The 19,953-nt window shown below is 54.4% G+C and carries 16 protein-coding genes; 2 read left to right on the forward strand and 14 right to left on the reverse strand.

Going from position 1 to position 19,953, the window contains the following annotated elements:
- Positions 1–66: 66 nt before the first annotated feature.
- From ACQ66Q_RS05140 to ACQ66Q_RS05195, 12 genes are all read right to left on the reverse strand, one after another.
- Positions 67–480, reverse strand: a complete 414-nt coding sequence (locus tag ACQ66Q_RS05140; protein ID WP_430455804.1) for a 3-phosphoshikimate 1-carboxyvinyltransferase — start codon at positions 478–480, stop codon at positions 67–69.
- A gap of 5 nt (positions 481–485) precedes the next feature.
- On the reverse strand, positions 486–1,856 hold the full coding sequence (locus ACQ66Q_RS05145) for a phosphomannomutase CpsG (protein ID WP_430458537.1): 1,371 nt from the start codon (positions 1,854–1,856) through the stop codon (positions 486–488).
- Positions 1,857–1,893: 37 nt separating this feature from the next.
- Entirely contained in the window at positions 1,894–3,312 is a 1,419-nt protein-coding gene (locus tag ACQ66Q_RS05150) for a mannose-1-phosphate guanylyltransferase/mannose-6-phosphate isomerase (RefSeq protein ID WP_430455805.1), read from the reverse strand.
- 114 nt (positions 3,313–3,426) lie between these two features.
- Positions 3,427–4,434: a GDP-L-fucose synthase family protein gene (locus ACQ66Q_RS05155; RefSeq protein WP_430455806.1), complete on the reverse strand. Its 1,008-nt coding sequence runs from the start codon at positions 4,432–4,434 to the stop codon at positions 3,427–3,429.
- The gene (gene gmd, locus ACQ66Q_RS05160) at positions 4,424–5,524 is read right to left on the reverse strand and encodes a GDP-mannose 4,6-dehydratase (RefSeq protein ID WP_430455807.1); all 1,101 of its coding nucleotides are present in this window, start codon (positions 5,522–5,524) and stop codon (positions 4,424–4,426) included. The genes ACQ66Q_RS05155 and gmd overlap by 11 nt, the downstream gene beginning before the upstream one ends.
- A gap of 22 nt (positions 5,525–5,546) precedes the next feature.
- Complete coding sequence (locus ACQ66Q_RS05165; protein ID WP_430455808.1) at positions 5,547–6,254, reverse strand: WecB/TagA/CpsF family glycosyltransferase; 708 nt, start codon at positions 6,252–6,254, stop codon at positions 5,547–5,549.
- Between the two features lie 53 nt (positions 6,255–6,307).
- Complete coding sequence (locus tag ACQ66Q_RS05170) at positions 6,308–7,009, reverse strand: hypothetical protein (RefSeq protein ID WP_430455809.1); 702 nt, start codon at positions 7,007–7,009, stop codon at positions 6,308–6,310.
- Positions 7,006–7,743, reverse strand: a complete 738-nt coding sequence (locus ACQ66Q_RS05175; protein WP_430455810.1) for a tyrosine-protein phosphatase — start codon at positions 7,741–7,743, stop codon at positions 7,006–7,008. Before ACQ66Q_RS05175 ends, ACQ66Q_RS05170 begins: the two co-directional genes overlap by 4 nt.
- Positions 7,740–9,920 (reverse strand): GumC family protein, encoded by a 2,181-nt coding sequence (locus tag ACQ66Q_RS05180; RefSeq protein WP_430455811.1) that lies wholly within the window; start codon positions 9,918–9,920, stop codon positions 7,740–7,742. Before ACQ66Q_RS05180 ends, ACQ66Q_RS05175 begins: the two co-directional genes overlap by 4 nt.
- Positions 9,920–10,486 (reverse strand): polysaccharide biosynthesis/export family protein, encoded by a 567-nt coding sequence (locus ACQ66Q_RS05185; protein ID WP_430455812.1) that lies wholly within the window; start codon positions 10,484–10,486, stop codon positions 9,920–9,922. The genes ACQ66Q_RS05180 and ACQ66Q_RS05185 overlap by 1 nt, the downstream gene beginning before the upstream one ends.
- A 10-nt stretch (positions 10,487–10,496) precedes the next feature.
- Entirely contained in the window at positions 10,497–11,723 is a 1,227-nt protein-coding gene (locus ACQ66Q_RS05190) for an outer membrane beta-barrel protein (protein WP_430455813.1), read from the reverse strand.
- 16 nt (positions 11,724–11,739) lie between these two features.
- Positions 11,740–13,140 carry an undecaprenyl-phosphate glucose phosphotransferase gene (locus ACQ66Q_RS05195; RefSeq protein WP_430455814.1) on the reverse strand — a complete coding sequence of 467 codons (1,401 nt, stop codon included), beginning with the start codon at positions 13,138–13,140 and terminating at the stop codon, positions 11,740–11,742.
- A 228-nt stretch (positions 13,141–13,368) separates the two neighbouring features.
- Here ACQ66Q_RS05195 and ACQ66Q_RS05200 point away from each other — a divergent pair, with 228 nt between their 5' ends.
- Together ACQ66Q_RS05200 and ACQ66Q_RS05205 are read left to right on the forward strand one after the other, a co-directional pair.
- Positions 13,369–14,235, forward strand: coding sequence for a hypothetical protein (locus ACQ66Q_RS05200; RefSeq protein WP_430455815.1), 867 nt, complete (start codon positions 13,369–13,371; stop codon positions 14,233–14,235).
- A 222-nt stretch (positions 14,236–14,457) separates the two neighbouring features.
- On the forward strand, positions 14,458–15,252 hold the full coding sequence (locus ACQ66Q_RS05205; protein ID WP_430455816.1) for a DUF642 domain-containing protein: 795 nt from the start codon (positions 14,458–14,460) through the stop codon (positions 15,250–15,252).
- 130 nt (positions 15,253–15,382) lie between these two features.
- Here the strand turns inward: ACQ66Q_RS05205 and ACQ66Q_RS05210 are convergent, their stop codons facing one another.
- A complete protein-coding gene (locus ACQ66Q_RS05210) occupies positions 15,383–18,544 on the reverse strand; it encodes a glycosyltransferase (RefSeq protein ID WP_430455817.1) in 3,162 nt (1,053 codons plus the stop codon).
- Positions 18,545–18,605: 61 nt separating this feature from the next.
- Entirely contained in the window at positions 18,606–19,853 is a 1,248-nt protein-coding gene (locus tag ACQ66Q_RS05215) for a hypothetical protein (RefSeq protein WP_430455818.1), read from the reverse strand.
- Between the last annotated feature and the right edge of the window lie 100 nt (positions 19,854–19,953).

Consider the following 19,953-nt stretch of genomic DNA (forward strand, 5'->3'; position numbering starts at 1 on the left):
TGAAGCGCAGCAGCGGCTCTGCGCTTCAGGTTGAGGTTGAGATTCCGGTCTAGGTTAAGACGACCATCAGCCAGCAAACAGCGCTTTAAACCAATGCCAGATGCCAAAAGAATAATCGTCAAATAAATCAATACCCAGTGCCGATTTCAGCAGATACAGCAGCACCAGACCGATCAAAGCGGCCACCAACAAAAAAGTACTGATCACGACCGCTTGCATCAGCCGGCTCAGCTGACCGTGGCGCGGATCGCCGCGATGATTACGTCCACCCACCAGTACATAATAATAACGCCAGCGCCCCAGCCCGACAGTGCCGCGTAAGTCCAGCCGGTGTTTACCCCATTGCCGCGCGCCCAACGCGACGCGCAGATAGCTCAGCTGTGCTTCAGTAAAGCTTTGCTGCACATCCGCAGGCATCCGTTCCAGCAGTTTCTGGATGGCCGGGTCCTGGCGGATATCGTCGGGCGATGCTGCAGTCATCTCAGTCAGCCTTGCTGTAACAGCGCGGACAGCTCCGCCGTTTTTGCCTGCATCAGCGCGATATCGCCACGGCTTTCCACATTCAGCCGCACCAGTGGCTCGGTATTGGAACTGCGCAGGTTAAAACGCCAGTCGGCAAACTCCAGACTGATACCGTCTGTGGTGTCGAGCTTGTCCGCAGAAGGCTGATACAACGCCAGAATTTCCGCCAATTTGGCTTTAGGCTCAGCAATAGTGAAGTTGATTTCACCACTGGACGGAAAGGCGGCGATGCGCTCCGCGACTAATGCTGACAGCGTTTTTTGCTTGACGCACATCAGTTCCGCCACCAGCAACCACGGGATCATGCCACTGTCACAATAAGCAAAATCACGGAAATAGTGATGCGCGCTCATCTCACCACCATAGACCGCATCTTCCAGCCGCATCCGCTCTTTGATGAAAGCGTGGCCGGTTTTGGACTGAATGGCTTCACCACCTGCCTGCTGCACCAAATCAATGGTGTTCCAGGTTAAACGTGGGTCGTGAATAATGCGGGCACCGCTGTGCTGCTGCAGGAACGCTTCCGCCAATAAACCAACGATGTAATAGCCTTCGATAAACTGGCCTTGCTCATCAAACAGGAAACAACGGTCAAAATCGCCGTCCCAGGCCACGCCAAAATCGGCCTGATGTGCCAGCACAGCTTTTGAGGTATCGGCGCGGTTTTCCGGTAACAACGGGTTGGGAATACCATTGGGGAAAGTCGCATCCGGCTCGTGATGAACTTTGATAAACTGCAGCGGTAAACCCAAGGCTGCACAACGACTTTCCAGCTCATCAATAACATGACCAGCCGCGCCATTGCCCGAATTCACCACAACCTTCATCGGTTTGAACAACGCAGGACGGATGTAACCCAACAGATGGGTGACAAAATCAGCCAGAATGGACTGCTGCCGGTAGCTGCCACGCGTGGTGACGGCAACAAAATCACCTTGTTCGGCAAGGGCTTTGATGTCAAATAAACCACTGTCGCCGCTGATCGGTCTGGCGCCTTTTTGCACCAGCTTCATGCCGTTGTAATCGAGTGGATTATGGCTGGCCGTCACTTCAATGCCGCCACAGACGCCTAAATGGAAAGTGGCGAAATAGACTTCTTCAGTGCCGGTCATGCCGATATCGATGACATCAACGCCGGCATCCATCAGACCATTCGCCAGCGCCAGTTTCAGGCTTTCCGACGTCGCGCGCACATCGCCGCCGACAACAACTGTTTTAGCCTGTTGGTATTGACCAAAAGCGCGGCCGATACGGTAAGCAACATCTTCATCCAATTCATCACCAAGCCGGCCACGAATATCATAGGCTTTGACGCAATTAATTTTGCGGTACATCTCGGTTTTCCGCTCCGTGTCAGTGTTCAGGGACATGTCAGGCCCGCCCATAACGGTCTTCAAACCGCACAATGTCATCTTCGCCAAGGTAAGAACCGGACTGCACTTCAATCAGTTCCAGCTCAACCTTGCCCGGGTTTTCCAGCGCATGCACCGCAGTGATGGGGATATACACAGACTGGTTTTCTGTCAGATATTGATCTGTGCCATCGATAGTCACTTTGGCGGTACCCGATACCACAATCCAATGCTCGGCGCGGTGATGGTGCATCTGCACCGATAATTTCGCGCCGGGTTTGACCGTGATCCGCTTCACCTGGAAGCGTTCACCATGGTCAACCGAATCGTATTTACCCCAAGGACGGTACACTTCACGATGAAAGGTCACTTCGGGACGCTGTTTGGCTTTGAGCTGTGCGACGATATGTTTGACGTCTTGAGCCTGATCTTTGTGCGCAACCAAAACCGCATCTTTGGTGCTGATCACGACTAAATCCTGCACACCGACGGTCGCAACGAGCTGCTGTTCAGCGCGCACATAGCAGTTTTGGCTGTTGTGCGACCAGACATCACCGTGATGTGAATTGCCATCGCTGTTTTTACCACTGACCTGCCACAAAGCAGCAAACCCGCCGACATCATTCCAGCCGGCAGCTAAAGGTAATACCACCACACTGGCCGGTTCATCGCGGCTTAATGGCTCCATAATGGCGTAATCGATAGAATTATCCGGGCAAGCCTCAAATGCCGCCTTCTTCACCCGGACAAAATCTAAATCCGGACTCAGTTCAGCCATCGCAGCCTGACAGGCTGCCAGCATCGCCGGCTGATATTGACCTAACAACTGCAGGTAACGGTCGGCACGGAACATAAACATGCCGCTGTTCCAATAATACTCGCCGCTTTGCAGATACTGCTCTGCAGTCGGCAGATTGGGTTTTTCGACAAAAGCATCGACCTGAAAACCAAGGCCAGAGGCGGCGCCACGGCGGATATAACCATAACCGGTTTCCGGCGCTGTAGGTACTATGCCAAAAGTGACCAGTTTTCCCGCAGCAGCCAGTGGTTCTGCCTGCTGGACCGCGGCGCGAAATGCTGCTTCATCGTCAATCACATGATCTGCGGCCAGCACCAATAATACTGCATCCGGAGACGTCGCAACGGCCTGCAACGCGGCTAGTGCAATTGCGGGCGCTGTATTGCGTCCAACCGGTTCCAGCAAAATAGACGCGCCCTGCACGCCCAGCTGACGCACCTGCTCGGCGGCGATAAAACGGTGATCCTCGTTACAGATCAGCAAAGGCGCCTGATGCGCCAGACCTTTGAGACGCAACAACGTCTGCTGCAACATGGTGGTATCACCAGTCAGCGCTAAAAATTGCTTCGGGTAGTTACCACGTGAGAGTGGCCATAACCGCGTTCCTGAGCCACCGGCCATAATTACGGGAGTGAACATTACTGAAATCCTGTCAAATCACTGATTCGGGTTAGTCTGATGGAGCACTGCGCTGCTGTCAATTGCACCACCGACTGCTGCAGGCCAGCAGTGCTGACCCTGTTCAAGCTGTATTCAACGCCCACTATCGGCGGCGCCACGCAGCTGTTGCTGATGTTGTTGATACCAGCGCCAGGTCTGGGTCAGACCTGCTGTTAACGAAATCTGTGGTGTCCAGCCAAGCCGGCGTAAGCGGCTGCTATCCACCAGTTTGCGTGGCGTGCCATCGGGCCGGGCCGGATCAAAACTCAGCGCCTGCGGGTAGCCGATAACATCACGCAGTAACGTCGCCAGCGCCGCGATGCTAATTTCCTCACCACTGCCGACATTCAAAAACCCCGGCGTGTCAGAGCAGGCCTGCCAATAGACTTCCGCTGGCAACTCCATCACCAGACGGCAGGCTCTGGCCAAATCATCGACATGCAAAAACTCGCGCAGCGCTTTGCCGGAACCCCAAATCTGCATTGGGCTTTGCGCATCTTTCGCCAGTTGCATCCGACGCATTAACGCTGGGATCACATGCGCCTGTTGCAAATCGAAATTATCGCCGGGCCCATACAAATTGGTTGGCATCAGCGCACGGAAATCGGCGCCATACTGCCGGTGAAAACTGCTGCATAGCTTTAAACCGGCAATTTTCGCGATAGCGTACGCATCATTCGTGGGCTCGAGCGCCCCGCTTAACAGCGCAGCTTCACTGATCGGCTGGTCGGCAAACTTCGGATAAATGCAGCTTGACCCCAAAAACAACAAACGCGAGACACCGCACTGATGCGCAGCAGCCACTAAGTTGGCGGCAATTTGCAGGTTCTGCAGAATAAATTCGGCCGGATATTGTTGATTGGCCGCAATGCCACCAACCCGAGCCGCCGCAACCAGGATCCAGTCCGGTTGTTGCTGCTCGATAAAAGCCTCAACGTCGGCCTGACGGGTTAAATCCAATTGACTACGCGGTGCGGTGATCAGCTGATAAGCAACGGACCGTTCGGCCGTTTGGCTGAACTCGCGATACAGTGCCTGCCCGACCATGCCCTGATCACCGGCGATAAACACTCGCAGTGGTTTCTGGCCTTCAGCGTGCATAACCGTTGGCCTCTAATAATGCCTGTCGTCTGGCCTGAGCCAGATCATGCGCCATCATCATCTGGCACAACGCGGTAAAATCTGTCGCGGGTTGCCAGCCAAGCACGGTTCTGGCCCGCGTCGCATCGCCACATAATGATGGCACTTCGCTCGGGCGCAGATAACGCGGATCAATTCGCAGGATCACGGCGCCTGGTTGTAAAGCAGGCGTGCGGGCCGGATCACACTGCAATACTGTGGCGATCTCGGTCAGGCCAGAGCCACTGAAGCTCAGGCTGATGCCGAGGCTGGCGGCGCAACACTGCAAAAATTCCCGTACGGTATGCTGCACACCGGTCGCTATGACAAAATCACTGGGTGTGTCTTGCTGCAACATACGCCAGGCTGCATCCATATAGTCGGCAGCAAAACCCCAGTCACGCCGAGCATCCAGATTGCCCAGATACAGACATTGTTGCTGACCCAGCGCAATCGCTGCTAAGGCACGGGTAATTTTACGGGTGACAAAAGTCTCACCGCGTCGCGGCGATTCATGGTTAAACATAATGCCGTTAACGGCGAATAAACCATAAGCCTCGCGGTAATTCACGGTGGTCCAATATGCGCCGACTTTAGCTATCGCATAAGGCGAACAAGGCCGAAATGGCGTGTCTTCGTTTTGCATCAGGCTGGTGACTTTGCCATACATCTCTGAGGTGGCTGCCTGAAAAAACCGACAATTCAGCCCAGATAAACGTACCGCCTCTAACAAACGGATAGTGCCAAGCGCCACCACATTGGCGGTATATTCGGCCGCTTCAAACGACACCGCGACATGACTTTGTGCGGCCAGGTGATAGATTTCGTCAGGCTGAATTTTCTGCAACAAGCCGCATAAGGCCAGACTGTCACTCATATCACCGTAGTGCAAGAACAATGGCAGGTCCTGCTGATGCGGATCCTGATAAATATGGTCAATCCGGCTGGTATTCAGTGACGAGGCCCGACGTTTCAGGCCGTGCACCTGATAACCTTTAGCAAGTAACAACTCGGCTAAATAAGAACCATCTTGTCCGGTGATCCCGGTAATAAACGCCACTTTTTTGTTCAAACACTCTTCTCCAGACACTCAATCACCGGCTGCGTTGCTGCCACCAGGCCCGGCACAAACAGATTAAAAACCGCGGATTATGTTTCAGGTATCGGGGCGCCAGCCGGCGTGGCTCCTGTAACCAGCGATACAACCATTCCAGCGCCAGCCGTTGCACCCAGCGCGGAGCCTGCCGCCGGCGACCGCTGAGAAAATCCACTACTGCACCGATCCCCAGCTGCAGCGCTGGCAACTGCGCACTGTATTGGTCAATCCAGACTTCTTGTTTCGGACAACCAAGTGCCACCAGAATAATATCGAGTTGGGCCTGCTGCATCAGCTGTAATTGCTGTGGTTCAGCACTGGCTGGATATGGCTGCCACGACGGCGCATGCTGGTAGCAAACCAGCAATCCCGGCACTAACTGCTGCAGGCGGTGGACTGCAGACTGCAAATCAGCCTCGGCATGACCACCATAAATACCCACCCGTAAGCCCTCGGCTGCGGCACGGCGACATAGTGCCAGCACCAGATCAATGCCACGCAGTTGCGGGCAGCTGATGCCATTGACCAGTCGCTGCCACCAACACAGTGGTTTGCCATCCGCCAGGACAAATTCGCTGCGGGCCAACACTGCGGCAAAATCAGCATCATCAGCCGCTTCCATCAGCATATGTACGTTGGCTAAATACAGCCGGGTCGGTAGCCGGCGTTTTGCCCGGCTCACCAGTTCGCTGACCAGCGACGGCATTGACTGTGCACGCACCTGCGTGTGCAAAACCAAACCTGAGCCGGACTGCCCCGTCATGGTGCCGGACTCGCCTCAGTACACAACTGCCGTTCAACCTGAGGCCACTGCGGCTCTGTTGCTGCACGCCGGCTTAAATAAAGACAAGACTGACGCTGCAGTTTAAATTGCCGGACTAACGCAATGGCCTGACCGCTCAGATGGCCAAACAATGTCTGCTGCAAGTATTTGAAAATTTCTGCTTTTTGCCCAGCCGACCAATAAGGCCAATACTGAAAACTCAGACTTAAAAACTTCTGCTGTACTTGCGGTAAATAAGCACCGTGTTGACGCGCTAATGTCATTTGCGTCCAGGCATCAGTCAGGCGGAACTGCGTATGGCCGAGGAAATAACCATAGTCGGCGTATGCAACCGGCCAATCGGGTCGCAGCGCGATGGCTTGCTGATACAACGCTTCGTTGCCAGCCAGTGCTTCAGTATTGAGATAACCGCTGTGCCAGCCCCATTCATTAATTTTGGCCTGCATCAATAAATAATGCGGATTGCCGGGCTGCAATGCGCCAGCCTGACCGATCGCTGTAGCAGCCTGTTGATAGTCATCCGCTACAGGTGGTTGTTGTTGCCAATGATCAAGCGCAAAAGCCGCCTGAAAATAATACAGACTGGCGATCCCGGCCTGGCCGGCCAGAAACATCAATCCCGCCAGTGGCAGTGCTAAAACGGTCAGCAACATTCGACGGCGTAACATTGGGCTCATTGGCTCCCTCCAAAATCGAGGCTCGCCGTGATCAGTGCCGGATGCGCCGATACCAGTGCGTCGGCGTAGTGATCGTCCGTCAGCAGCGCCAGCTGTTGCCGGGCTTGCTGTAACTTGGGAGGGCGACGTTGCAAATTATGACAATCGCTGGCCATCACCTGATAGATGCGTTGGCGCACCAGCATGTTGGCACATTGCTGATGGCGATCACCTAAATCACCGAGCAATGAGCTGGCGGTGAGCTGAAACAAACAACCAGCGCTTTGCAGGCGTTGCAGTAATTGTGGATTGGCCTGGATTTCCCGATTGCGTTCCGGATGCGCAATCATCGCAATGATCTGCTTTTTACCAAGCCATTTCAGTAATTTATCGGTACCAGCCGGGACATGGCTATGTGGTAATTCCAGCAAAAGTACCTGCTGCCCTTGCCACATCCCCAAAAATGGCAACTGTTGTTGCTCAATCGCACTCATCAGTTGGTCGGTGAGTCGCACTTCGGCTGCTGCCGCCAGTTGGATGGGGATTTGATGCTCTAGCACCAGTGCACGGGCGACCGCTAAGGCCGAGGTAATTGTGTTGCGGTCATTGTCGAAATAACCCGGATTGATGTGAGGCGTTGCCACCATCCGGCGAATGCCATCCGCGGCGGCGAGACGCAGCAACGCGAGCGTTTCGCCCGCGTCCACAGCGCCGTCATCAATACCGGGCAGGATATGGCTGTGCAGGTCAATCATGTCGATTCAGACGACTGCGCATAATATTGGTAATAGCCGTAGCTGCCGTAACGCTCGGCGTTTTTCAAATCAAGATCATTCAGCACCACACCAACAACCCGGGCATGGGCGTTCACTAGTTTCGACAACGACAACTGCACCAGACCTGAGCGGGTATGATCGGCTTTCACCACCATCACCACCGCATCCGACAACCGTGACAGCACTAATGCGTCACTGACAGCATGCACCGGCGGTGTATCGATGATGATTTTCTGATAACGGCCGCGCAGTTCAGCCAGCAGCGTTGCTACGCGCGGGCTTGATAATAACTCCAGCGGATTTAACGGAATGGTGCCGGCCGGCATGATGTCGATGCCGCTTTGCTCATCACGCACAATACAATCTTCCAGCGTCTCGGTTTCGGCCAGATAGTTGGCCAGGCCCGGTTGAAACGCCGGCAGACCAAAACGTTTGGCAATGGTCGGTTTGCGCATATCCGCATCAATCAGCAACACGGTTTCAAGCTGGCGGCAGGCAAACGACAGATTACTCGACACTGTCGATTTACCCTCTTCCGGAATTGACGACGTCACTGCCAGTACCTGGATCGGCCGGTCCAGCCCAAGCAACGACAGACTGGTCCGGATAGATCGGATCGATTCGCTGAACAAACGCGCATCGGTGGAGAAAAAGGTGCGGTTTAATGTCACCAACTGCTGTTTACCAGCAATTTTAGGCACCACGCCGAGCGCACGTTGTTGCAGCACCGCTTCAACTTCTTGTGTCGTTTTGATGGTGTCGTTCAGCGATTCCATCACAAAAGCCACAATGATGCCAAAGCCAATGGCCGCGACAAACGCCAGGATCACAATCAGTTTGCGTTTCGGTTTAATCGGATCGACCGCCGGCATTGCCCGGTCGGTAAAACGCGCCACTGCTGAATTAAAATCACCAGTCACTTCGGTTTCTTTTTGCCGCGCCATGAAAGTATCAAACAGCTGGCGATTGGTTTCCACTTCACGTTGTAAGCGCTGATACTCGGCTTCTTTACCGCTCAGGTCCTGATACTGGCCTTTGGCGCGTTGCATTTCGCTTTCGAGCGCACTCAGGCTCTGGCTCAGAGTGTCGGCTTCGTTGGTGATGCCCGACAACAGTTTACGGATTTGCTCGCGTAAATTGTCCTGCACCGACGCTAGTTCAGATTTGGCCGCCAGCAATTTCGGATGTTTTGGCCCGTAAATTTTGCTGAGCTCTGACACTTTCCGCTCGGCCGATACGGCTTCCATTTTCACACTCTGCACGCCAGGATGCGCAGTTATTTCCGGCAGGGTTTCCAGCTTCTCGATTTGGTCGATGCCATATTGTTTCACCACACGGACAAAACTGTCGATCTGGGCTTTTTTCGACCGGGCCTGAGTGATTTGTTCGCCTAAGCGTTCCAGTTCCTGACTACCAAGACTACGCACACCTGCCACATCGACCAGCCCTTCGCGTAAGCGGAATTCCTGCAGTGACTGTTCAGATTGATCGAGTTTTAACCGCAGCTCGCCGAGACGCCCGCCCAGCCAGCTGCTGGCTTTTTGCGTGATGCCCATTTTGGCCGCCAGCTGACCATCGATATAAGCTTCACCAATCGCATTGGCGACCTCGGCGGCCAGCTTCGGATCCTGTGCTTCAAAGACAATGCTGACCAGCTGCGTTTTTCGTACCGGCTCGATCGACAACCGTTCGATAAACGCCTGAACCAGTTTCTCGCGGTCACGCGCGGCCTGGCCTTCAGCGGAGATCTGCTGCGTCCCGGCAGTCAGAAAAGGTAATAAGCTGCGCAAGTCATCCAGCAGACCCGGTTGTCCGACAAATTCAGGGTGGCTGGCCAGCTGCAGCCGGTCGATGACTGATTCAGCGATAGTACGGGATTTCAGGATCTCAAACTGCGTGAGGTAATATTCCTGCTGCGCAGAATTGATGCCGTAAACTTCGTCAATTTTCACCGCTTTGGCTTGTTGTGATTCAATCAACAACGTCGCTTTGCTGCTGTAAATTTGTTTCATGTTCAGCACGACAAAAATCGTCAGCGCCGAGACTAACACTGCCAGTAATAAAATCCGCCATTTTGAGCGGTTGATCACCATGAAATATTTACGTAAATCAATCACTTCATCAGGTGCTGCGTTGTTTTCAGCTGAAATCGCCATCAGAAAAATCTCTGCTCAATTGTGATGGTATCGCCGGCACTGATTTGAGTATTCAGATTGCCTTTTTGTTTGGTGGCTTTGTCGCCTTCGCGCGAAATAATGATGTCTTCGCGGGACGCCCGCTCGGTCATACCGCCGGCCAACGCGACGGCCTGGTCAACAGTCATCCCCGGTTGATACGGATATCCGCCGGGCTTTTTCACCTCGCCATGGATATAAAACGGCCGGTATTGCACCATGCCGACAAAGACATTAGGCTCGACAAAATAATCGCCCTTGAGCCCTTGATACAGATGTTGTTCCACTTGTTTCAGCGTCATGCCGGTGACTTTAATAGTCCCCAAAAACGGATAATTCAGCGTCCCGCTATTGGTCAGCTGGGTTTCCAGATCTAACTCAGGCTCACCAAACACTTTGATTTTGATGATATCTCCCGGTCCCAACACATAATCGTCTGCACTTTGCGGCGCCGACGCTGTGGTGGTCTGCGCCATCACACCGAAGCATAACAACAATGAGATGGCGAAAAATCTGCCGATAAATCTGCCCAAGCCTTTGCCCAACATCTGTTTTTCCTTACAACGTCACTTTGAATTCAACACCGTAAACTGTGCGGTCGAACTCAATGATGCCTAACGTAGAACTGCGGTCTTCCAGATTAATAAAACCAGTGACCTGCAACCAACGCTTTGGTTTTGCGGTTAATTCTGCAGCTATCACCTTATTCGTATCTTCACGGCGAAGCAAACTATTCGCACTGCTCTGCAACAGGTTGTAAGCGTCGGTCTGATATTCATAGGCCAGTTTTGACGTCAGGGATTCGGACCACTGGTGGTTCCAGCCAATGCTGTAACTGGTTTCGACGATATAGTCCGAGTTAATGTTAAGCGCATCAACGTCTTTGGCGCGCCGGCCAGCCGCGAGATCAAAACCTGAATAAGTCAGTGGTTGCCATTGCACGATAGTTTCCCAGGCAAAACCACTGAAATTCTCCCGTTGGTCCAGTTCAAAGTCTTTTTTCTGGTAACCCAGCTTCAGGATCCCGGTAGTGATGGCACTCAGTTCCCATTCAGTCCCGAGGCGATAGTTGGTATCCTGGTTGTCCCGCGCACCACTTAAATCGACAGATTTAAAATTGATGTCGGCACTCGCAACTTCGGCAACCAATTTAAAAGCCCCACCGGTCTGATAGACAAAACCACCACCGAGCTGGCGCAGATCATGGTCACGGTATTGCGTTACTTCACGGAAGTTGTCGTAGTCTTTGGCATAATACCGCGCGTTTGCGCGCAGTTTGCCGGTAGAACCCTGGTTACCGTATTCATATTCCACCACACCGTTCTGGCTGTTGTAGCGCGTGACTTCGTCCTGCACTAAGCCACGGCCTTCTGACACACCGGTGCCGCGGTCTTCATGCAGCCAGCTGCCTGTGCCTTTAATTTTCAGCTGATGCGCGCTGCCTGGGGATAACCGGGCTTCGCCGTCCAGATAGCCATCGGTGTAGTTATCTTCGCTGCTGCTGAAATATTTGCCGTTACGCAGTGCGGTGCTCAGTGTGTAGTTGTTCACACCGTCGACCAGATTGGCTTTTAATGACGGCGCAATCGTCGTCAGCCAGCTCGACACGGTTTTGTCTTTGTCGCGGATCACGTTGTCATCATGGCGCAACGAAGTCACCAGCCCCGGGATTAAATCGATACCAGACTCGGTACGGATCATTCCCTCTGGTTCCTGCGCCTGTGCCGTGGTCACCACACCACAAAACAGCATCCCTGTCAGGCGCGTTAACTTCAGCTTACCCATGTCATTGCTTCCCTTGTTAATACACATGTTTGCCACTAAACCCTTTGAAAATTGTTCTGACGATAATTTTGATATCAAACCACAGCGACCAATGGCGGATGTAATACAGATCAAACTCCACCCTTTTCGCCATTTTATCCAGTGTATCGGTTTCACCACGCCAGCCATTCACCTGGGCCCAGCCGGTGATCCCCGGTTTTACTTTGTGTCGCAGCATATAAAAAGCGACCTGATTGCGATACTGCTCGTTGTGCGCCACCGCATGCGGCCTTGGTCCGACAACAGACATCTCGCCATGTAATACATTGATAAATTGTGGTAATTCGTCGAGCGACGTGCGCCGGAGGAAGGCGCCAAACCAGGTCACCCGCGGGTCGTTGCGCGTGGCCTGCACCACCAGTTCGGCATTTTCCTGCACTTTCATACTACGAAATTTCAATACACCGATTCTTTTACCATCCAGACCATAGCGGTCCTGACGGAATAACACCGGCCCCCGCGACGTCAGCTTGACACCACAGGCTAACACCAACAACAACGGGCTCAGCAATACTAATGCAGTGGCGCTGAACAACACATCAAAAGTGCGCTTGAAATGGCTCTGTAACCCCAAATGCGGTGACTCAAACACACTGATGGTATCAATATCACCCACAGCACTGAGCCGGCCCTGCATCATCTTTAAGGTCAGCATGTCCGGCACCAGATAGACATCGAGGGTGGTATCGCCCAATTGACTGACAATATGCTGGATCCGCGCTTCGGCATGCATCGGCAGACAAATATACAAACGGGAAAACTCGCCCTGCTGGCCACGCATCACGGCGTCATTGACCGTCCCCAGCAACAAGTGTTGATATTCTTCCGGCATCCGTGACGCATCACGATCATCAAAAAAGCCGATACATTCAAAGCCCAGTTCACGTTCGTCAGCAAATTGCTGGTTGAGTTGAATACCGCGGGCGGTCAGGCCCACCAGCGCCACTTTTTGCCGGTGAATACCATGTTCGAGCTGCACTTTACGTACGATGCGCTGCGCCAGGCGCCAACCGACCATCAGTAGCACGCAACCGCAGAACCAGGCCGTCATGATCACCCGGGAATAACTAGCACCAACTTTTAATAAAAACAATGAGATAAGCTGAATGGCAAAGGAAATGACTAACACTGCGACGGCGCGTCGGATCATCTGACGAAATGCGGATAAGCGCCAGGACCGGTACAACGACATGCCTTCGGCTAAGTAAGAAAATAACAAAACTTCAGCGAGCAATAAAATCAGGTAATTTTTGTCGAAACTGACCCCGTATAAATGGCAGCTCAGCAACAACACAAACATCAGAATGGCGTAATCGATAAAACGATAGAGGGCGGCATAACCGCTTCCGCTGACTTCGATTGAACTGGACTTCTTCAAACAACACTTCCCTGAAATATTTGAAACAGCACCGCAAGAACACTGCTTCGTTTAGAAAATCAGCGACTCATGGCATTCTACTGATAACACCGGAGCCACGCAATGTTGCACTTTGTAAATGAACGGCATTTTGTCGTGGTAACATCAACAACATACAGGTTTTTCTAATCTATGCTGAGGATCGCTATGTCTGGTTTGTTTAGGCAGATTGTTTTCATCGGAGCCACGATGCTGGCAGGCGGCTGCCAGACGGTGCCCCCTGCGTCACCCAGTGCTGACACCAGCTTGCTGCCCGCCGCAAGCCGCGAAACATCGGGGCTGGTCTGCACTGCCGAAGGTTTCATTTCTATCAACGATTCCGGCAACAGCCCTGAGTTGCAGCAACTGGACGCTGCGCTGCGTCTGACCGCAGTACCACTGGCGCTGGAAAACATCGACTGGGAAGCACTGGCAGCCAATGGTGAGCAGCTGTATATCGCTGACAGTGGCAATAATCGCGGGCAACGCAATAACGGCTTCATCCACCGGGTTCACTATCAGTCGAACCAGGCAAAAGTCGAAATTCTGCCGAGTCTGAATTACCGGTTTGCCAGCTATCCGGCCAGCTTGCCTGAACCCTACCGGCACGATTTTGACGCCGAGGCACTGGCCTTTGCCGACGGCAGTTTGTGGCTGTTTAGCAAAAGTTGGGACAGCGGCATCAGTCAGGTCTATCAGATCGACCCACACAGTTCACAACAACAGGTCCTGACTGCGCAGGCGCAGGTTACCGGACTGCCGGGACTGGTGACCGATGCGGTTTATTTACCCGCAACCGCGCAGTTTGTGTTGACCGGCTATCAGAATTATCAACATAACCTGCTGCGGTTTGCGCTGGAGAACGAGTTTAATGCCTTTGTCGCCGTACTTGACCGCCAATTCCAGCTGCAGCGTCTGATCCCGTTGCCTGAGGCCGGACAACTGGAAGGTATTTGTGCACGGGACGGACAAATTTGGCTCAGTCAGGAACAAAGCCAACATTCACCGGCGCGGTTATGGCGCGAACACGCGGTCGAAGCGGCACTAAGCGAAATGCAGCCGGCGAACCGGCGCTGATACAAATTTAAACGAAAAGCCTTTTGCCAGAAGCACTTTTATCGTTAGAATACAAAGAGATTGATAGCTAACGTGCGTGATTTAACCTACTGATTTACTGTCTGTTTTTTTTACACAGCCTGTAAATCAAGAAGTAAATCCTTTAAAATTCAACACCTTGCGTTGTGGCATGAGACATGCATAACACGGAAGAATGCAAGTGCCAAGTCATCAGGAGTTAAAATGTCTAAGCAGTTTTTTGCAGGAGCTCTGGCTCTGTTCGCTCTCATCGGTACTTCCGCTGCTCAGGCCGCGCTGATCCAAAACGGCAGTTTTGAAACCAAGCCGTCTGACATGTCAAAATTCTACCAGCATGCTGGTTTCCAATATCAATCAAGAACTTACGATCAACTGGCCGCCAGTGATAAATGGGGTATTTTCGCTACCCTGCCAGGCTGGAACAGCCTGTATGGCGATCAGGTCGAGCTGTCAATCAGCGGCGTACAATATGACGTCAACGGCCAAATCGTTGGTTTTAATGCGCAAGATGGCAACAACTTCGTGGAACTGGACACCCACTTCAACGTCGTGAACGGCAAAATCTCCAACCAGTCCAACGCCGGTATTTCGCAGAACCTGACAGGCCTGAAAATTGGCCAAAGTTATGAACTGAGTTTCTGGTACCACAGCCGTACCAACGCTGCCAACGACAACACCATGAACGTGTTCTGGCTGCCAACTGACAAACTGCCAACTTATGCTGACTTCAAAGTGTCGACTGTTGACACTACGTTGGCTAACCACAGCGGTTGGGTCGAATACAAAGTGAAGCTGGTCGCCACGTCAACCAATATGACTGTTGGTTTTGGCGCCGCCGGTGAAAAAGAGTGGAAGTGGAACGGACTGACCAGTACCAACGGTAACAAAACCGGTGCAAACCTGGATAACGTGGAATTAAAAGCCATCCCGGTTCCAGCCACCATGCTGTTATTAGGTTTAGGTTTAGCGGGTATCGCCCTGCGTCGTCGCCAGGCCTAAGCGCTAGCGATTAAACTAGCGCCAGCGACAAACCGCTTTGCACTGACTGACAAAAAAAGCCGCCTGGATCAGGCGGCTTTTTTTATCGTTACAACACATCATCTTTTTATCGATCAGCTACTTCAGCACCTTACGGAAACACATTGTAGAAACACCACTGCGCAGTAGCGCTGTAAAGCTGCTGATAGCGTTGCCTCGCCTGTAGCCCCATCCGCGCAGTCGCCGGCGGATCGGCCAGCATTTGCTGCAACTTCAACAGAAAATCAGCGCGATCACCGCTGTGGAAGATCAGGCCGGTCTCTGCCGGCAGCACCAGTTCCGCCAGTGCGCCACTATTTGCGACCAAAACTGGCGTGCCATTGGCATAAGCTTCAATCACCACATTGCCAAAGGTTTCCGCCACCATCGACGGCACAACAACCAGACTCGCCTGCTGATATAGCCGGCTCAGCGCGCTTTGATCTTGCGGTCCAAGCAGCTGGACGCCCGGCACTGATTCGGTGTGTTCATGATCGGCGCCCGCGACCCGCAGTTCGGGCAAACACGGCACTTCGCGCCAAATCTGCAATAAAAACGGCAGGCCTTTGGCGGGATCGGCGCGGCCAACGAACAGCACAAAAGGTGTTGCCGGACGTTCTAGCAGCGCTTCAGTGACACTCAGCGAAGGCTCGGCTGCCGGCACATAATGCGGTTTCACCAGCAGCTTCGCAGCTGCGATCCCAGCCGCCTGAAATTGCTGACGGACAAATTCTGACGGGCACACCAGGACATCGGCCTGTTGCCATACTTTGCAGCGATACTGCCACCACAACGCCAGCGCCAGCATGGAACTGACGACCCGCCCTTCCGGCCGGCCCGGTTGGCGCCACTGTTGCCGCAACAAAGACCAGCCGGGCGCCTGCGCTATCTCACCCGGCAATAAACTGGCCGCCGGCGTCAGCAGCCGGAAGTTATGCAGATAGAGCACAGTCCGAATACCGCGCCGGCGGGCGACACTGAGCAAAAATGGCGATAGTAGCGGAAACAAATTATGCACCAGCAGCACATCACCACGACGCAAGCCTGCCAGCGGCGTGGTATCCGTCAGCAGACCAAACCAGCCGGCCACGGCTCGAAGCCGGGTCACAACGCTAAGCGCCTGAGGTGTTTGCCGGATCTCGGCCGACAACGCCACGCCATTTGCCGCAAACAACGCCTGCTCACGCGCTACCACCAGATCTTCGCCACCTTGTTGACGGTAGGCCTGATGCAATAGCCGGTACTGGCGCTCAGCCAGCGCCGGCAACTGGCGCTGAATTGCATGTGCCGCCGCAGCAACCATCTGCTCCAGGCTGTACAAGCCGGCACTTCGCCGTGCCTGCAGGCTTAACTGCTGGCGCAGCGATGGGTCCTGTTGGAGTGTGGTCACTGCGCTAACAATCGCCGCTACTTCGGCCGCCAGCAGATAACCGTTCTCCCCATGCTGCAGGTAACTGATCTCAGGGCTGTGGTCGGGTTGTTGTGTCGTCAGATAAGGCAGGCCGGCAGCAAAAGCATCAAGGATCGCAAGGCCGGTCAAACCCGGATTCAAAACCAGATCCGCCGCCTGATAGGCCTCGATTTTGTCCGCGCCAAAACAAGCGCCACGATAATCCAGCCAGGGCGCGCTGGCCGCTGTTTCTGTAAGCAGTGCACGCTGCGGCCCGTCCCCCAGCACAATTAACCGGCTGATGACCTTTGCCTGATACAGTGCGGCACAGCTTTGTAGCAGCAACGGCAGTTGTTTTGCCGGATACAAAGCGCCGCAATATAACAATACCAATGGCCGTGGCGTCAGCTCCAACACCGGATCAGGCAGCGCCAGTAATGCAGTAGTATCCAGACTGTTATTCAGCACGGTGATTTGCGCTGCCGGCATGCCTTGTGCCACCAGCCATTCGCCTACAGCCGCGGTGTACGCCAGAAAATGGTCGCAGCGAGTCAGCCAGAACTGCTTCCAGCGCGCGCGCAGCGCTTTTTTCGCCTGATGATCATAACCATGGCCCCAAAACACCAGACGAAAATCGCGGCGTTGCCGGCACCACAGCAGCCAATAATTCAGTAAATGCCGGTTCGCCTGCTCGACAATCACCACATCAGCCTGTTCCAGCAGCGTGTGCCATTGCCAAATCCACGGTCCGAACTTCTTGACGCTGACCGCTTGATAATGCGGCGCCGGTGCCACGTTGATATTGTCGCCTTTTTGCGCTTCAGCACCGTCCGCTACACCGAATAACACCGTGAGCCGGATTTGCTGCTGCGCCAATGTCGCCGCCAGCTGGTCAAAATACGCCAGCCGGTATTGCTTCAGCACTTGTTGCACAATGACCACTTGCCTGAGGGGCAACAACTGTGGCGCCGCTGCAGGCACGGCAGCTATCGGCGGAAAATGCTGCGCGCGCAGCGATAAAAATAAGCGCGGACAATATTGGCGTAATAATACTCGGAGCTGACTGAGCCCTCGCAGCGGGCCACCGTGGGCCCGGACAAAACCACGCCATTCGTTGGCTGGCGGCCAGCGATTCGGCTGGTTCAGCAGATGCAGCCGCTGCGCCATCGGCAGCGATGCATCCAACACACCACCACGGCCACTGTTTGCGGCGCATTCACCGAAACTGCCGGGCGCCTGATACAGCAAAAAACCTGCCTGCTGCGCGCGCAGTCCATAATCGTAGTCGCCCATGCTATGGGTAAAATCGGGGCTCAAGATGCCAATCTGAGTTACTACTGCCGCCGGGATCAGACACCAGTTGCCGTTAATAAAATCGCAGCGCTGCAACTGCTCCGAAGCCGCCAGCACGGGCCCGAGCCTGAGCGGCTGCAATCTGCTGTGCCGACATCTGCCGCCATACGACAGCCGCGTCGTACCGGGTTCGCGCATCGCGCCGACCACAGCACCAACCGGTTGATTGCTGCAGGACTGCGCCAATTGCCAGGCGTCAATCAAACGCTGCAGCGCATCGTCATCCAGCACAACATCATCGTTCAGCCAGACAAAGGCGGCAGCAGCAGGCTGTTGCGCCAGTGCATGCTGCCAGGCCCGACGCATCGCGCCATTCCAGTACAACTGACCACTGCCCTGCAGCAAACACACTTGTGGATATAACGTCTGAACGGCGTCGGCCGTGCCGTCGCTGCTGGCATCATCGAGCAGAAACACCTGTAGCTGATATGGCGCCGGCACTGTCTGGGCAAATAACGCCGACACGGCCGCCAGCGTGCGTGCTTTGCGGTTGTAGCTGCACATTAAGACCACAAGTGTTGAGGCGGACATCAGCAATCAGTCCTTTGCAAAGTGAAAAAAAGAGTAGAGAAAAGAGTAAAAACAGGGGGCATCAGGTTTTCTCCGCCGGCTTCACACAAAGCCGCTGTAACTGCAGATACAGACCTGCTTCGGCGACAATTAACAACAATACCAGCCGATCGGCCTGCGCGGCCGACACAGTGCCGGTCGCCAGCAGCAGCACAACCAGCGCAGCGACACCTGCGGCAAATGGCCACTGCGCCCGCGCCAGCACGGCAAACCTGTCCTTTGCCTGTAACAGCAGCACCGGAGTTTGGCGCGCCGCCCGTAGCGCGGTCAGGAGCGCCATCAGCAGACAGAGCCACAAAAACGGCTGATCAATACCGGCCGGCCAAATCAGTGTCGGCCAAAAGCCCAACAGCAATGCCGCCAGCAGCGCATTGCCGAGCACCGCAGCCAGACTCAGCTGTTGCATCGCCCGCAGCAGCGGTGCTTGCACCCGGCCTGTGACCACTGCTTGCCTGAGCTGTGGCCGCCATTGCTGCTGCATGCCTTGCAACAACACGCCAACCGGACGGAATAACAATGCCGCCGCCGCAACCGGCGCCACCGCCGCCGCGCCATGCCAGGCGCCCAGCAAATACAGATAACTGTTGGCCAGCAGCTCAATTGCTAATACGCCGCCGCAAGCCGCTTTAGCTTGTTGTTGCCAGGCACGCCACCACAAAGGCCGGTGCCAACGCTGCGACGCCAGCCGCTGCAATTGCCGGATCAGTGGCAGATCACTGAACAGCAGCAGCGCCAGCAACAGCGCATTTAACCAGCCGAGCGCCGTCAACGTCAGCTGTGCGCTGACAAACAGCCCCAGCGTCAGCGTGCAAACCAGCGTGGCATAACTCAGGTCCTGCAAAGCGACCCGCCGAAACTGCTGGCGTTGTTGCTGTAATTGTTTGAGCAGACTGCGGGCCAAGGCCAGGCCATGCGCCAGTGCAAAGCCAATTTGCGCCGCCAGCGGTGCCTGCCACAGCCATAGCAGCAACGCACTCATCAGCGCACACCCCACGGCAAAATACAGCTGCAGCTGCCAGAACAGCGCACTGGCGCGTTTGGTCTGACGGATCAACAGCGGCGCACCGAATAATGCGGAACTCAACGATAATGCCGTGCCAAGCCACAATAACGTCAGGCTAAACTGGCCAAATGCCAACACGTTATTAACCGCGTTGGCAGTACTGTGCAGTAATAAAAACGCCTGTAACGCCGTAACAAAGGCCAGCGCCGCCTGTGCAGTGGCGGTCCCGACGACGCTGCCGGCAAAACAGTGCAATAGCCGCAGCATCAGCAGTGCTCGCCGGCAAACAGCGGCAGACACAGCCAAGCAGCCGCAGCCGATCGCAACAGAAACTGTAGCGGCCCCTCGTCGCCTGCCATGGCTTGTG

This window comes from Rheinheimera sp., assembly GCF_965283995.1.
In the GTDB taxonomy this organism is placed as follows: domain Bacteria; phylum Pseudomonadota; class Gammaproteobacteria; order Enterobacterales; family Alteromonadaceae; genus Pararheinheimera.